At 72.3% G+C, this 12,823-nt stretch carries 14 protein-coding genes; 12 read left to right on the forward strand and 2 right to left on the reverse strand.

The features are described 5' to 3' along the window. The first annotated feature begins 244 nt into the window (after positions 1-244). From AB0M11_RS33245 to AB0M11_RS33275, 7 genes are all read left to right on the forward strand, one after another. A complete protein-coding gene (locus AB0M11_RS33245; RefSeq protein WP_365711839.1) occupies positions 245-1,372 on the forward strand; it encodes a ParA family protein in 1,128 nt (375 codons plus the stop codon). Further along, entirely contained in the window at positions 1,357-1,950 is a 594-nt protein-coding gene (locus tag AB0M11_RS33250) for a hypothetical protein (RefSeq protein ID WP_365711840.1), read from the forward strand. Before AB0M11_RS33245 ends, AB0M11_RS33250 begins: the two co-directional genes overlap by 16 nt. 18 nt (positions 1,951-1,968) lie before the next feature. Next, positions 1,969-3,060 (forward strand): segregation/condensation protein A, encoded by a 1,092-nt coding sequence (locus tag AB0M11_RS33255; RefSeq protein ID WP_365711841.1) that lies wholly within the window; start codon positions 1,969-1,971, stop codon positions 3,058-3,060. Next, positions 3,057-3,710, forward strand: coding sequence for an SMC-Scp complex subunit ScpB (scpB, locus tag AB0M11_RS33260; RefSeq protein WP_365711842.1), 654 nt, complete (start codon positions 3,057-3,059; stop codon positions 3,708-3,710). The genes AB0M11_RS33255 and scpB overlap by 4 nt, the downstream gene beginning before the upstream one ends. Next, positions 3,710-4,831, forward strand: coding sequence for a pseudouridine synthase (locus AB0M11_RS33265; protein ID WP_365711843.1), 1,122 nt, complete (start codon positions 3,710-3,712; stop codon positions 4,829-4,831). Before scpB ends, AB0M11_RS33265 begins: the two co-directional genes overlap by 1 nt. Before the next feature lie 191 nt (positions 4,832-5,022). Continuing rightward, positions 5,023-5,742, forward strand: coding sequence for an NUDIX domain-containing protein (locus AB0M11_RS33270; protein ID WP_365711853.1), 720 nt, complete (start codon positions 5,023-5,025; stop codon positions 5,740-5,742). Beyond that, positions 5,739-6,761 carry an ADP-ribosylglycohydrolase family protein gene (locus AB0M11_RS33275; protein ID WP_365711844.1) on the forward strand — a complete coding sequence of 341 codons (1,023 nt, stop codon included), beginning with the start codon at positions 5,739-5,741 and terminating at the stop codon, positions 6,759-6,761. Before AB0M11_RS33270 ends, AB0M11_RS33275 begins: the two co-directional genes overlap by 4 nt. On the opposite strand, the gene AB0M11_RS33280 is transcribed toward AB0M11_RS33275, so the two are convergent. Beyond that, positions 6,733-7,488: a nucleotidyltransferase domain-containing protein gene (locus tag AB0M11_RS33280; RefSeq protein WP_365711845.1), complete on the reverse strand. Its 756-nt coding sequence runs from the start codon at positions 7,486-7,488 to the stop codon at positions 6,733-6,735. The genes AB0M11_RS33275 and AB0M11_RS33280 overlap by 29 nt on opposite strands. Before the next feature lie 22 nt (positions 7,489-7,510). Next, positions 7,511-8,008: a Rieske (2Fe-2S) protein gene (locus AB0M11_RS33285; RefSeq protein WP_365711846.1), complete on the reverse strand. Its 498-nt coding sequence runs from the start codon at positions 8,006-8,008 to the stop codon at positions 7,511-7,513. 319 nt (positions 8,009-8,327) lie between these two features. On the opposite strand from AB0M11_RS33285, the gene aroH reads away from it, so the two are divergent. From aroH to der, 5 genes are all read left to right on the forward strand, one after another. Further along, a complete protein-coding gene (aroH, locus tag AB0M11_RS33290; protein WP_365711847.1) occupies positions 8,328-8,690 on the forward strand; it encodes a chorismate mutase in 363 nt (120 codons plus the stop codon). Further along, entirely contained in the window at positions 8,687-9,772 is a 1,086-nt protein-coding gene (locus AB0M11_RS33295) for a prephenate dehydrogenase (RefSeq protein WP_365711848.1), read from the forward strand. The genes aroH and AB0M11_RS33295 overlap by 4 nt, the downstream gene beginning before the upstream one ends. A 108-nt stretch (positions 9,773-9,880) precedes the next feature. Further along, positions 9,881-10,567, forward strand: coding sequence for a (d)CMP kinase (cmk, locus tag AB0M11_RS33300; protein ID WP_365711849.1), 687 nt, complete (start codon positions 9,881-9,883; stop codon positions 10,565-10,567). A 53-nt stretch (positions 10,568-10,620) separates the two neighbouring features. After that, the gene (locus AB0M11_RS33305; RefSeq protein ID WP_365711854.1) at positions 10,621-11,208 is read left to right on the forward strand and encodes a lysophospholipid acyltransferase family protein; all 588 of its coding nucleotides are present in this window, start codon (positions 10,621-10,623) and stop codon (positions 11,206-11,208) included. A gap of 77 nt (positions 11,209-11,285) precedes the next feature. Next, positions 11,286-12,823: ribosome biogenesis GTPase Der (gene der / locus AB0M11_RS33310; RefSeq protein WP_365711850.1), on the forward strand; the 1,538-nt coding region annotated here is incomplete at its 3' end.

Raw genomic sequence — 12,823 nt, forward strand, 5'->3', positions numbered from 1 at the left:
CCGATTCGCACACCGGTGAAACCTGCTGTGCGACGGCCGTACGCCCTTGACAGCGGGATGTTTCATTGCCGACACATCCTGCCGGGTCCGGCGGATTGTGTTGCTGCGAACGCCCGACACGCCATAGAGTCGCCAACCGTCGGCATAGTGCCACGCTGACCTGTCTAGAAGTTTCCTGGTCACCAAGGAGGTAAGACGACTTGTGAATGAGTCGACATTTTCTCCCGGGGGTGGTCAACCAGGAATGCCGGTACGGGGCCAGGGTCCCGCGGGGTTCGAGGCTGTCGGCTCCGTCGCGGTGCGTACCTTCGCAGCAGCCCAGAGTCCGCTGACCACGCGGACAGCACACCAGAGCATGGATGGCCATCACGTGAACGCCATGGCCGGCGACGGAAGTGGCGCGCCCCACAACCAATTCGCCGACTACGACGAACTGCCCGACGGGCACTTCTACGACCCCGACGCCGAGTACGAGCCCGATCCGGAGTACGCGGCCACGCTCGCGCCCGACGCTGCCCGCCAGCGCCGTGAGCGCGTCGGCCCGACCGGGCGCCCGCTGCCGTACTTCCCGATCCCGGGCCCGGTGACCAGTCACGGCCCCGCGACGATCATCGCGATGTGCAACCAGAAGGGCGGCGTCGGCAAGACCACGTCGACCATCAACCTGGGTGCCGCGCTCGCGGAGTACGGCCGGCGGGTGCTGCTCGTGGACTTCGACCCGCAGGGCGCGCTGTCGGTCGGTCTCGGCGTCAACCCGATGGAGCTCGACCTCACCGTCTACAACCTGCTCATGGAGCGGGGCATGGCGGCCGACGAGGTCCTCCTGAAGACCGCGGTCCCCAACATGGACCTGCTGCCCTCCAACATCGACCTGTCGGCCGCCGAGGTCCAGCTGGTCTCGGAGGTCGCCCGCGAGTCGACGCTGCAGCGCGCCCTCAAGCCGCTGCTGCCCGACTACGACTACATCGTGATCGACTGTCAGCCCTCGCTCGGCCTGCTCACGGTCAACGCGCTGACGGCCGCCCACAAGGTGATCGTGCCGCTGGAGTGCGAGTTCTTCGCCCTGCGTGGCGTCGCCCTGCTGACCGAGACGATCGAGAAGGTCCAGGAGCGGCTCAACCCGGATCTGGAGCTCGACGGCATCCTCGCCACGATGTACGACTCGCGCACGGTGCACAGCCGGGAGGTGCTGGCCCGTGTGGTCGAGGCGTTCGACGACCACGTCTACCACACGGTCATCGGCCGCACGGTCCGCTTCCCGGAGACCACGGTCGCCGGTGAGCCGATCACCACGTACGCCTCCAACTCCGTCGGTGCCGCCGCCTACCGCCAGCTCGCCAGGGAGGTGCTCGCCCGGTGTCACGCCGAGTGAGTCTGCCCGGGGCCGACGAACTGTTCCGTACGACCGGGGGGATGGCGCTGCAGCCGTCCAGCCCCAGGCGCCCGGCCAACGGCGAGGCCCGGGTGCCGGCTCCCGCGGGGGAGAGCGACGAGACGGCGGCCGCGGCCGCCGAGGACGTGCCCCAGTCGGTGCCCGTGCAGGGCGGCGACGGGGAGGGCGCGGAGCACGTGGCGGCGGAGGCCGAGCCGGTCGACGCCGGGGAGTCCCGCAACCACGGGGCGCAGGCCACGGTGGCGCCCTCCGGGCAGCGCCGGCAGGGGGCGCAGGAAGGTTCTGGCGTCGACCCCCAGGCCCAGCCGCGCAAGCGCGGTGGCCGGGCGCCGGCCCGGCGGCCCAGCGGTCGCGAGCGGCACGACGAGAAGATCACCGTCTACGTCTCCGCCGAGGAGCTCATGGACCTGGAGCACGCCCGTCTGGTGCTCCGGGGTGAGCACGGGCTGGCCGTGGACCGGGGCCGGATCGTCCGCGAGGCGGTCGCCGTGGTCCTGGCCGACCTGGAGTCCCGCGGTGACGCGAGCATCCTCGTACGACGGCTGCGGGGCCGTTAGGGGTAGCCTGCGGGGGCTATGACCTCGAACGACGTTCCCGCATCCGGTGCCTCCTCCGGCGGACGTCGGCGTGCGCTGGGGAGGGGGCCGGGGGGTGCGCCTCCGGCGCAGGAAGCGGTACCCCTGGTGGACGGGGGGCCGTCGTCCGCTGAGGTCGTGGGTCCGGCCGAGGCCGGTGGGGCGTTGTGCCCACCCACCCCCACCCTCGACTTCGCTCAAGCGGGGGGACCCCCATCGCCCAGCGGAACGCCTGCCCACAACGCCGGGGCGCCTGAGGAAGCATCCGGCGCTGCAGAAACCCCCGACGGTGTCTTCAAGGTGCGGCTGGCCAACTTCGAAGGGCCCTTCGACCTCCTTCTCCAGCTGATCTCCAAGCACAAGCTGGACGTCACCGAGGTCGCGCTGTCCAAGGTGACCGACGAGTTCATGGCGCACATCCGGGCCATGGGGCCGGACTGGGACCTGGACCAGACGACCGAGTTCCTCGTCGTCGCCGCCACGCTGCTCGACCTGAAGGCCGCGCGGCTGCTGCCCGCCGCCGAGGTCGAGGACGAGGCCGACCTGGCGCTGCTGGAAGCCAGGGACCTGCTGTTCGCGCGGCTGCTGCAGTACCGGGCGTACAAGCAGATCGCCGACATCTTCAACCGGCGCCTGGACGACGAGGCCCGCCGCTGGCCTCGTACCGTCGGCCTGGAACCGCACCTCGCCGAGCTGCTGCCCGAGGTCGTCATCAGCATCGGCCCGGAGGGGTTCGCCAAGCTCGCGGTCAAGGCGATGCAGCCCAGGCCCAAGCCGCAGGTGTACGTCGACCACATCCACGCCCCGCTGGTCAGCGTGCAGGAGCAGGCCGGGATCGTGGTGGCGCGGCTGCGCGAGCTGGGGGAGGCCAGCTTCCGGGTGCTCGTCGAGGACACCGACAACACGCTCACCGTCGTCGCCCGTTTCCTGGCCCTCCTGGAGCTGTACCGGGAGAAGGCCGTGGCCCTCGACCAGGAGACCGCCCTCGGCGATCTGATCGTGCGGTGGACCGGCGGGGACGCGGGAACCCAGCCGACGGTGACCGACGAGTTCGACCGGCCGCCCGAGCCGCCCAAGGAGGAGAAGGCGTGAGCGAGGAGACCACCGAGCTGCCGGCGGGCCTGCGGCCCGTCGCCGAACTCGACCTCAAGCCGGCCCTGGAGGCGGTGCTCATGGTGGTGGACGAGCCCGCCACCGCCGAGCACCTGGCCAAGCTCCTGGAGCGGCCCAAGCAGACGATCACGAAGGCGCTGCGGGCGCTGGCCGAGGAGTACACGGCGCAGGGGCGCGGCTTCGAGCTGCGGTTCGTGGCGGGCGGCTGGCGCTTCTACACGCGCGCCGCGTACGCGCCCGCCGTCGAGCGGCTGGTCCTGGAGGGGCAGACCGCCCGGCTCACCCAGGCCGCCCTGGAGACCCTCGCGGTCGTCGCCTACCGCCAGCCGGTGAGCCGCAGCCGGGTCTCCGTCGTCCGCGGGGTCAACTGCGACGGTGTGATGCGCACCCTGCTCCAGCGCGGTCTGGTCGAGGAGGCGGGCGCGGAACCCGAAACAGGTGCGATCCTGTACAGGACGACGAACTACTTCCTGGAGCGGATGGGCCTGCGCGGTCTGGACGAGCTCCCGGAGCTCGCGCCCTTCCTCCCGGAGGCGGAGGCGATCGAGGCCGAGACCCAGGAGGGCGTGCCGTCGTTCGATCCGGACGCTCCGGATTCCGAGGACGCAGACGACAAGACGGAACTTTGATGCGAAGCAGCAGCGGCAGGAACAGCAGCGGAAACAACGGCGGGAGCCGTGGTGGCAACAGCGGCGGCCGCGGCGGGAGCAGCGGTGGACGCGGTAACTACCGCGGCGCCGGGAACGCCCGCGACGACAAGCAGGGCGGCCGGCCGAAGAAGCCGCGCCCCGAGGAGCGGCGCTACGACGTGGGTCCCGGCGCCACCCAGGACGGCCCGAAGTCGGGCCGTGGCGCCTCGGCGCGCGGCGGCGCCAAGGGCGGCCCCCGGCAGGGGCAGAGCACCGGGCGCGGCCGTTCGGTCCCGGCGAGCTCCCGTGAGTACGACGCCCGCGCGGAGGAGCGCAACCGGGAGCGGTACGCGGGCAAGAAGGACGTGAAGCTGCCCAAGACCTTCCCGGGCGCCGAGCAGGAGGGCGAGCGCCTGCAGAAGGTCCTCGCCCGCGCGGGCTACGGTTCCCGGCGCGCCTGCGAGGAGCTGATCGAGCAGGCCCGTGTCGAGGTCAACGGCGAGATCGTCCTGGAGCAGGGCAAGCGCGTCGACCCGGAGAAGGACGAGGTCCGTGTCGACGGCCTGACGGTCGCCACGCAGTCGTACCAGTTCTTCTCGCTGAACAAGCCGGCCGGTGTCGTCTCCACCATGGAGGACCCCGACGGGCGGCAGTGCCTCGGCGACTACGTCACCAACCGGGAGACCCGGCTCTTCCACGTGGGACGCCTGGACACCGAGACCGAGGGCGTCATCCTGCTCACCAACCACGGCGAGCTGGCGCACCGGCTGACCCACCCCAAGTACGGCGTGAAGAAGACCTACCTCGCGCACATCGTCGGCCCGATCCCGCGCGACCTGGGCAAGAAGCTCAAGGACGGCATCCAGCTGGAGGACGGGTACGCGCGCGCGGACCACTTCCGGGTGGTCGAGCAGACCGGCAAGAACTACCTGGTCGAGGTGACCCTGCACGAGGGGCGCAAGCACATCGTGCGCCGCATGCTGGCGGAGGCCGGCTTCCCGGTCGACAAGCTGGTGCGGGTCGCCTTCGGGCCGATCACCCTGGGGGACCAGAAGTCGGGCTGGCTGCGCCGCCTGTCCAACACCGAGGTCGGGATGCTCATGAAGGAAGTCGACCTCTAGGACGCCTCGGAAGCCCCGCGAAGGGGCCTGCGCGGCTCTTTGACGGCCGGTCCCGGGTTCTCCGGGGCCGGCCGTCGTCATGCCCGCGAACAGGGCGCCGGCGGCCACCGACGGCTTGCGTGCGCACCCTCCCCTCTTTATAGTCGTGAGGACTATTAGTCGGATCGATGACCGAGGGGGTGGACGGGCGCATGCAGGGCTACGACAAGTACGCCTTCGAACCCTTCGCCGTCACCGTCGACCTCGCCGTCCTCACCCTCCGCGCCGGCGCCCTGCACGTGCTGCTCGTCGAGCGCGGACAGGAGCCGTACGCCGGACAGTGGGCGCTGCCCGGCGGCTTCCTGCTGCCGCGGGAGTCGGCCGAGACGGCGGCCCGGCGGGAACTCGCCGAGGAGACCGGCCTGTCGGACGTGTCCGGACTGCACCTGGAGCAGCTGCGGACCTACAGCGAGCCCGATCGCGACCCGAGGATGCGCGTCGTCTCCGTCGCCTTCACCGCGCTGCTGCCCGACGCCCCCGAACCGCACGGCGGCGGCGACGCGGCCCAGGCGCGCTGGCTGCCCTGCGACCCGGGCCGGCCGCTCGCCTTCGACCACGACCGGATCCTGGCCGACGCCCGGGAACGGGTCGGCGCGCGGCTGGAGTACAGCTGTCTCGCCACCGCCTTCTGCCCGCCCGAGTTCACGCTCGGCGAGCTGCAGCACGTCTACGAGACCGTGTGGGGCGTCGCCCTGGACCGCCCCAACTTCCGCCGCAAGGTGCTCACCACCCCCGGCTTCGTCGAACCCGTCCCCGGTGCAGCCCGGCTGACCGGTGGCCGCGGCAAACCGGCCGCCCTCTACCGCGCGGGCACCGCCACCGCGCTCCACCCGCCCCTGCTCCGCCCGTCCCGGGAAGGACGCCCCGCATGACCGCGAACATCGGCGACAAGCGCGCCGCCACCGGCTCCCTGATCGGCCTCGCCCTCGGGGACGCACTCGGCTTCCCCACCGAGTTCAACGACGTGCCGTCCATCCTCGCCAAGTTCGGGCCGTGGCGGGAGATGGAGCTGCCGCGGCGGGCCCTCGTCTCGGACGACACCCAGATGACCCTCGCCGTGGCGCACGCGATGCGCACCGCCATGGACCGCGGGGTGCTCGCGCCCAAGCGGCTGGAGCGGCCGCTGCGCGAGGAGTTCGTGAACTGGTACCAGTCGCCCGAGAACAACCGGGCACCCGGCCGGACCTGCCTGCGGGCCTGCAACCTGCTGAAGGAGGAGGGGCGGCTCTGGCAGGACGCCAGCCAGATCGACTCCAAGGGCTGCGGCGCCAACATGCGGGTCGCGCCCGTCGGGCTCGCGCCCGGACTGAGCGACGAACAGCGTGCCGGGGCCGCCCAGTTGCAGTCCGCGCTCACCCACGGCCACCCCACCGCCCTGGCCGCCTCGGACCTCACCGCGCGGGCCGTGCACCTGCTCGCGCAGGGGGCCGAACCGGACGGTCTCGTCGGGCAGTTGCGGTCGTACGCCCGGGAGAACCGCACCCGCTACCACCACAGCTGGCTCGGCGACCTGTGGACGCGCAGCCACGACGCCACCCCCGAGGCTTTCATCGCGCGCGGCTGGGACGAGTGCCTGGAGATCCTCGACCGTCTCCAGGAGGCTGTGCGGACCGCCTCGCCGGAGGCCGACCCCTGCCTGGCCACCGGCGCCGGCTGGATCGCCGAGGAGGCCCTGGCCACCGGTCTGCTCTGCTTCCTGCTCTTCCCCGGCGAGCCGCTGCTCGCGCTGCGCCGGGCCGCCTGCTCCTCCGGAGACTCGGACTCGATCGCCTGCCTCACCGGGGCCTTCGCGGGCGCCTGGCTGGGCGGGGACGCCTGGCCGACGGAGTGGGCCGACCGGATCGAGTACGGCGGCGACCTGCTCACCCTGGGCGCGCTCTGGGACGCCTGACGGCGTGATCGACGGCCTGCCGCCCGCCCAGGTGCTCCCCGTGCGCCCGGAGGGCTGAGTCCCGGCGGGCCCGGAACAGGAAGTCGGCCACGCGCGCGTGGTCCGGTTCCGCCGGGAGCGGGCTGCCCCGCAGGGCCCGCTCGGTCTCTGTGGCGAGCCGGGCCATCCGGGTCTCGACCTCCGCCCAGGAGACCTCGCCCCGCTTCACGGCCAGGAACTGCGCGCGGCGGTCGCCGACGTCGATCGTCAGCTCGCCGGTGCGCAGCAGGTCGCGGGCGCTGGTCAGAAGCCGCAGCAGGTGCATCGCGTGCTTCCAGCGCGGGGCGCCGTGCACGCGGAGGTCCGCGTCGAGCTTGCGGCGCTGGCCGAGGGCGTACCGGGTGAAGGTGTCGTGGGCGCGCCGGGAGAGGAAGGCGCCGCGCAGGGCGAGCAGTTCGCGGCCGGTGTCGTCGACGTGCTCGACCAGGGGCGAGTGCAGGCACTCCAGGATGTTCGGGTCGGCCCGCAGCGCCAGCTCGCAGAACCGTTCCAGCTCCCAGGAGAACCGCTCCTCGCCCGGCCCCTCGACATGGGTCGGCGGCTTCTCGAAGCCCCAGAACAGGGGAGTGGGGGCGAGGAACACGCCCCGGCGGTCGGTGTCGCTGCCCGCCGTGGCCAGGCCGAAGGCGCGCGACCCCATGACACAGGCGTAGATCGTGTGGTCGCGTACCAGGTCCTCGGGCTGCATGCCCGGGAGCGTACGCGGCCGGTCACCCCCGAATGATCGAATTTCCGCTGATCATGATCGACTCCGCCGGCAGTGGCCTGGTCGCCGGGCCGTGGGCCACCGCGCCGTCGGCGATGTGGAACCTGCTGCCGTGGCAGGGGCAGTCGATGGTGCCGTCAGCCACCCGGTTCACCGTGCAGCCCATGTGGGTGCAGATCGCCGAGAAGGCCTTGAACTCGCCCTTCGTCGGCTGGGTCACCACGATCCTCTGCTCCTTGAAGATCATGCCGCCGCCCTCCGGGATCTCACTCGTCCGCGCCAGCGCCTTCCCGGCGGACGCGCTCGCCGGTCCGGAGGCGGATGAACCCGCGGTGGGCGATCCTGCGGTGGGCGATCCTTCAGTGGGCGACGGGGGCGCGGCAGGTGTCTCGGACGAGCTGGAGGAGCTGTTGCCACTGTTGTTGCCGCAACCCACGCAGGTCGCCACGAGCGCCGCGGTACCGGTCGTGAGCACGGTGCGCCGAGTGGAGCCGTCGGTCATGTCGTCACCCCGAACGTGCGGAAGAACCAGAAGGCTGACGTCAGCCGGACGGCCAGCCGGGCAGTCGCTCCGAGCGGAGCAGCAGCATCGTGGCACCGAAAGACGCACATACGAAGCAAATCGGGGCGGAGAGCAATGAAACAGGCGATGTTTCGCCCCGAGTGGCGGAAGCGGGCACCACACGTGACATTGGGGCCATGGCGGGCGACGGTCCCGAAAGCCCGCAGCGTCTCAGCGGGCGGGCGCGGCACACGGTCCCGGCGGCGGTCTGACTAGGCTGGCCGGACCAAGAGGCCGACGTCAGAAGAGGAGCAGCGCCGTGGCGGTACGAGCGGTCCGGGGGGCCGTCCAGCTGGAGCGGGACGAGGCCGGGCACATGGACGAACAGGTCGGAGCGCTGCTCACGGCCGTCCTGGAGCGCAACGGCCTGACCGCCGACGACCTGATCAGCATCTGGTTCACCGCCACCCCCGACCTGCACAGCGACTTCCCGGCGGCCGCCGCGCGCAAGCTCGGCATCGTCGACGTACCGCTGATCTGCGCGCAGGAGCTGGACATCGCGGGCGCGATGCCCCGCGTCGTACGGATACTCGCGCACATCGAGACCGACCGGCCCCGCGCGGACGTCACCCACGTCTACCTCGGCGCCGCCGCGGCCCTGCGCAAGGACATCGCCCAGTGAGGACCGCGCTCGTCATCGGTACCGGTCTCATCGGTACGTCCGCCGCGCTCGCCCTCGCCCAGCGGGGTGTCGTCGTCCACCTCGCCGACCACGACCCGGAGCAGGCCCGGACCGCGGCCGCGCTCGGCGCCGGCACCGACGAGACCCCTGACGGCCGGGTCGACCTGGCGATCGTCGCCGCCCCGCCCGCCCACGTCGCCACCGTCCTCGCGGACGCGATGAGCAGGGGAGTGGCCCGTGGCTACGCCGACGTGGCCAGCGTCAAGGGCAGCCCGCGCCGCGAGCTGGAGGCCAGGGGCCTGGACCTCTCGACGTACATCGGGACCCATCCCATGTCGGGCCGGGAGAAGTCCGGGCCGCTGGCCGCCACCGCCGACCTCTTCGAGGGCCGGCCCTGGGTGCTCACCCCGACCCGGGACACCGACACCGAGGTGCTCAACCTCGCCCTGGAGCTGGTCTCGCACTGCCGGGCCCTGCCGGTGGTCATGGACGCCGACGCCCACGACCGCGCGGTGGCCCTGGTCTCCCACATGCCCCACCTCGTCTCCAGCATGGTCGCGGCCCGTCTGGAGCACGCCGACGAGTCGGCCGTACGGCTGTGCGGGCAGGGCATCCGGGACGTGACCCGGATCGCCGCCTCCGACCCCCGCATGTGGATCGACATCCTCTCCGCCAACCCCGGCCCGGTCGCCGACCTGCTCGCCGACGTCTCCGCCGACCTCGACGAGACGGTCCGCGCCCTGCGCGCCCTGCAGTCCTCCGACGAGGCCAAGCGGCGCGAGGGCGGCGCGGGCATCGAGGACGTGCTGCGCCGCGGTAACGCCGGCCAGGTGCGGGTACCCGGCAAGCACGGCTCGGCGCCGCGCGCGTACGAGGTCGTGGCGGTGCTCATCGACGACCAGCCCGGCCAGCTGGCCCGGATCTTCGCGGACGCCGGGGCGGCCGGGGTCAACGTGGAGGACGTCCGGATCGAGCACGCGACCGGTCAGCAGGCCGGACACGTCCAGCTCTGGGTGGAGCCGAAGGCGGTGCCCATGCTCACGTCGGCGCTGCGGGACCGGGGCTGGGCGCTGCGCCAGTAGCCGCGGCGGCGGCGCTGAGAACAGCGGTCCCGGGGGCCGGTAACCTTGTGCGGGGCGCACCGTCGCCCCCTCACCACCCACCACCCTGCACCCGGAAGGTGTCCCCCCGTGGAAAACGGCGCCGTAAAGCCCGTGATTGTCGCGATCGACGGCCCCTCGGGCACCGGCAAGTCGAGCACCTCCAAGGCCGTGGCCGAGCAGCTCGGTCTGAGCTACCTGGACACCGGCGCCCAGTACCGGGCGATCACCTGGTGGATGGTGAACAACGGCATCGACCTCACCGACCCGACCGCGATCGCCGCGGTGGCCGGCAAGCCGGAGATCGTCTCGGGGACCGACCCGGTCAAGCCGACGATCACCGTCGACGGCGTGGACGTCTCCGGCCCGATCCGCACCGAGGAGGTCACCTCCAAGGTCAGCGCGGTCAGCGCGGTGCCCGAGGTGCGGACCCGGATCAGCGAGCTGCAGCGGTCCCTGGCCCGCGCCGCCGCGGCCGGCATAGTCGTCGAGGGCCGGGACATCGGCACGACCGTGCTGCCCGACGCCGACCTGAAGGTCTTCCTCACCGCCTCCCCGGAGGCCCGCGCGGCCCGGCGCAGCGGCGAGCTGAAGGGCGCCGACGTCAACGCCACCCGCGAGGCCCTGGTCCGGCGGGACGCGGCCGACTCGACCCGCAAGACCTCGCCGCTCGCCAAGGCCGACGACGCGGTCGAGGTGGACACCACCGAGCTGACGCTGGCCCAGGTCGTCGAGTGCGTCGTCACCCTCGTCGAGGAGAAGCGGGCCGGAAAGTGAGTCTTCCGTCGCAGCGCGGTGCCGAGACCGGGCGCCGCATCGGGGTCGGCCTGATGTACGGCCTGTGGAAGCCGCGCGTGCTCGGTGCCTGGAAGGTGCCCGCGCAGGGCCCGGCGATCCTCGCCGTGAACCACTCGCACAACATCGACGGCCCCATGGTCATGGGCGTGGCGCCCCGGCCGACACACTTCCTCATCAAGAAGGAGGCGTTCGTCGGGCCGCTCGACCCGTTCCTGACCCGGATCGGGCAGCTGAAGGTGGACCGGCACTCCACCGACCGCACCGCCGTCACCCGGGCGCTCGGCGTCCTGGAGGCCGGCGGCGTGCTCGGCATCTTCCCGGAGGGCAGCCGGGGCGACGGCGACTTCGCCGCGCTGCGCGCCGGGCTCGCCTACTTCGCGGTCCGCTCCGGGGCGCCGATCGTCCCGGTGGCCGTGCTGGGAAGCTCCGAGCGCCGTGGACGGTTGATCAAGGGGCTGCCCCCGCTGCGCTCCCGCGTCGACGTCGTCTTCGGCGACCCCTTCGAGGCGGGCGACGGCACCGGTCGGCGCACCCGCAAGGCCCTGGACGAGGCCACCGAGCGCATCCAGAAGCAGCTCGCCGGCCACCTGGAAAACGCCAGGCGTCTGACCGGACGCTAGGCGACACTGAGTAGTGGACCGGACCGTTGAGCGGCTGGTCCACCGATCACCACGATGAACGACGAGGTACGGACTTCATGAACGACCACATCCAGCCCGGCGGCTCGGCTGAGCACGAGCACGACCACGGGGCGCTCGGCGACGCCGAGTACGCGGAGTTCATGGAGCTCGCCGCCGAAGAGGGCTTCGACGTCGAGGACGTCGAGGGTGCCATCGAGGCGGCCGGCCACGGCCCGCTGCCCGTCCTCGCCGTCGTCGGCCGCCCCAATGTCGGCAAGTCGACTCTGGTCAACCGCATCATCGGCCGCCGCGAGGCGGTCGTCGAGGACAAGCCCGGCGTCACCCGGGACCGGGTGACCTACGAGGCCGAGTGGGCGGGCCGCCGCTTCAAGGTGGTCGACACCGGGGGCTGGGAACAGGACGTCCTCGGCATCGACGCGTCGGTGGCGGCCCAGGCCGAGTACGCGATCGAGGCGGCCGACGCGGTCGTGTTCGTCGTCGACGCCAAGGTCGGGGCGACCGACACCGACGAGGCGGTCGTCCGCCTGCTGCGCAAGGCCGGCAAGCCCGTCGTGCTGGCCGCCAACAAGGTCGACGGCCCCAGCGGCGAGGCCGACGCGGCCTACCTCTGGTCCCTCGGCCTCGGCGAGCCGCACCCGGTCTCCGCCCTGCACGGCCGCGGCACCGGCGACATGCTGGACGCCGTCCTGGAGGCGCTGCCCGAGGCCCCCGAGCAGACCTTCGGCGGCCCCGGCGTCGGCGGCCCCCGCCGGATCGCCCTGATCGGCCGCCCGAACGTCGGCAAGTCCTCCCTCCTCAACAAGGTGGCGGGCGAGGAACGCGTGGTCGTCAACGAACTCGCCGGTACCACCCGCGACCCGGTCGACGAACTGATCGAACTCGGCGGCGTCACCTGGAAGTTCGTCGACACCGCCGGCATCCGCAAGCGCGTCCACCTCCAGCAGGGCGCCGACTACTACGCCTCGCTGCGCACCGCGGCGGCGGTGGAGAAGGCCGAGCTCGCGGTCATCCTGCTCGACGCCTCCGAGTCCATCTCGGTGCAGGACCAGCGCATCGTCACCATGGCCGTCGAGGCGGGCCGCGCAGTCGTCCTCGCCTTCAACAAGTGGGACACCCTCGACGAGGAGCGCCGCTACTACCTGGAGCGTGAGATCGAGACCGAGCTCGGCCAGGTGGCCTGGGCGCCCCGCGTCAACGTCTCGGCACGCACCGGCCGGCACATGGAGAAGCTGGTCCCGGCGATCGAGACCGCCCTCGCCGGCTGGGAGACCCGCGTGCCCACCGGCCGTCTCAACGCCTTCCTCGGTGAGCTGGTCTCCGCCCACCCGCACCCGGTGCGGGGCGGCAAGCAGCCGCGCATCCTGTTCGGCACCCAGGCCGGCACCAAGCCGCCGCGGTTCGTCCTCTTCGCCTCCGGCTTCATCGAGGCGGGCTACCGGCGGTTCATCGAGCGCCGGCTGCGCGAGGAGTTCGGCTTCGAGGGCACGCCGATCCACATCTCCGTGCGGGTGCGGGAGAAGCGCGGCGCCGGACGTCGGGTTGTCGTTGCCGACGAAGCCCGCCAGCCAGCCGAAGTGGGCGGCCGCCTCCTCCC

This window comes from Streptomyces sp. NPDC051987 (genome assembly GCF_040680735.1).
In the GTDB taxonomy this organism is placed as follows: domain Bacteria; phylum Actinomycetota; class Actinomycetes; order Streptomycetales; family Streptomycetaceae; genus Streptomyces.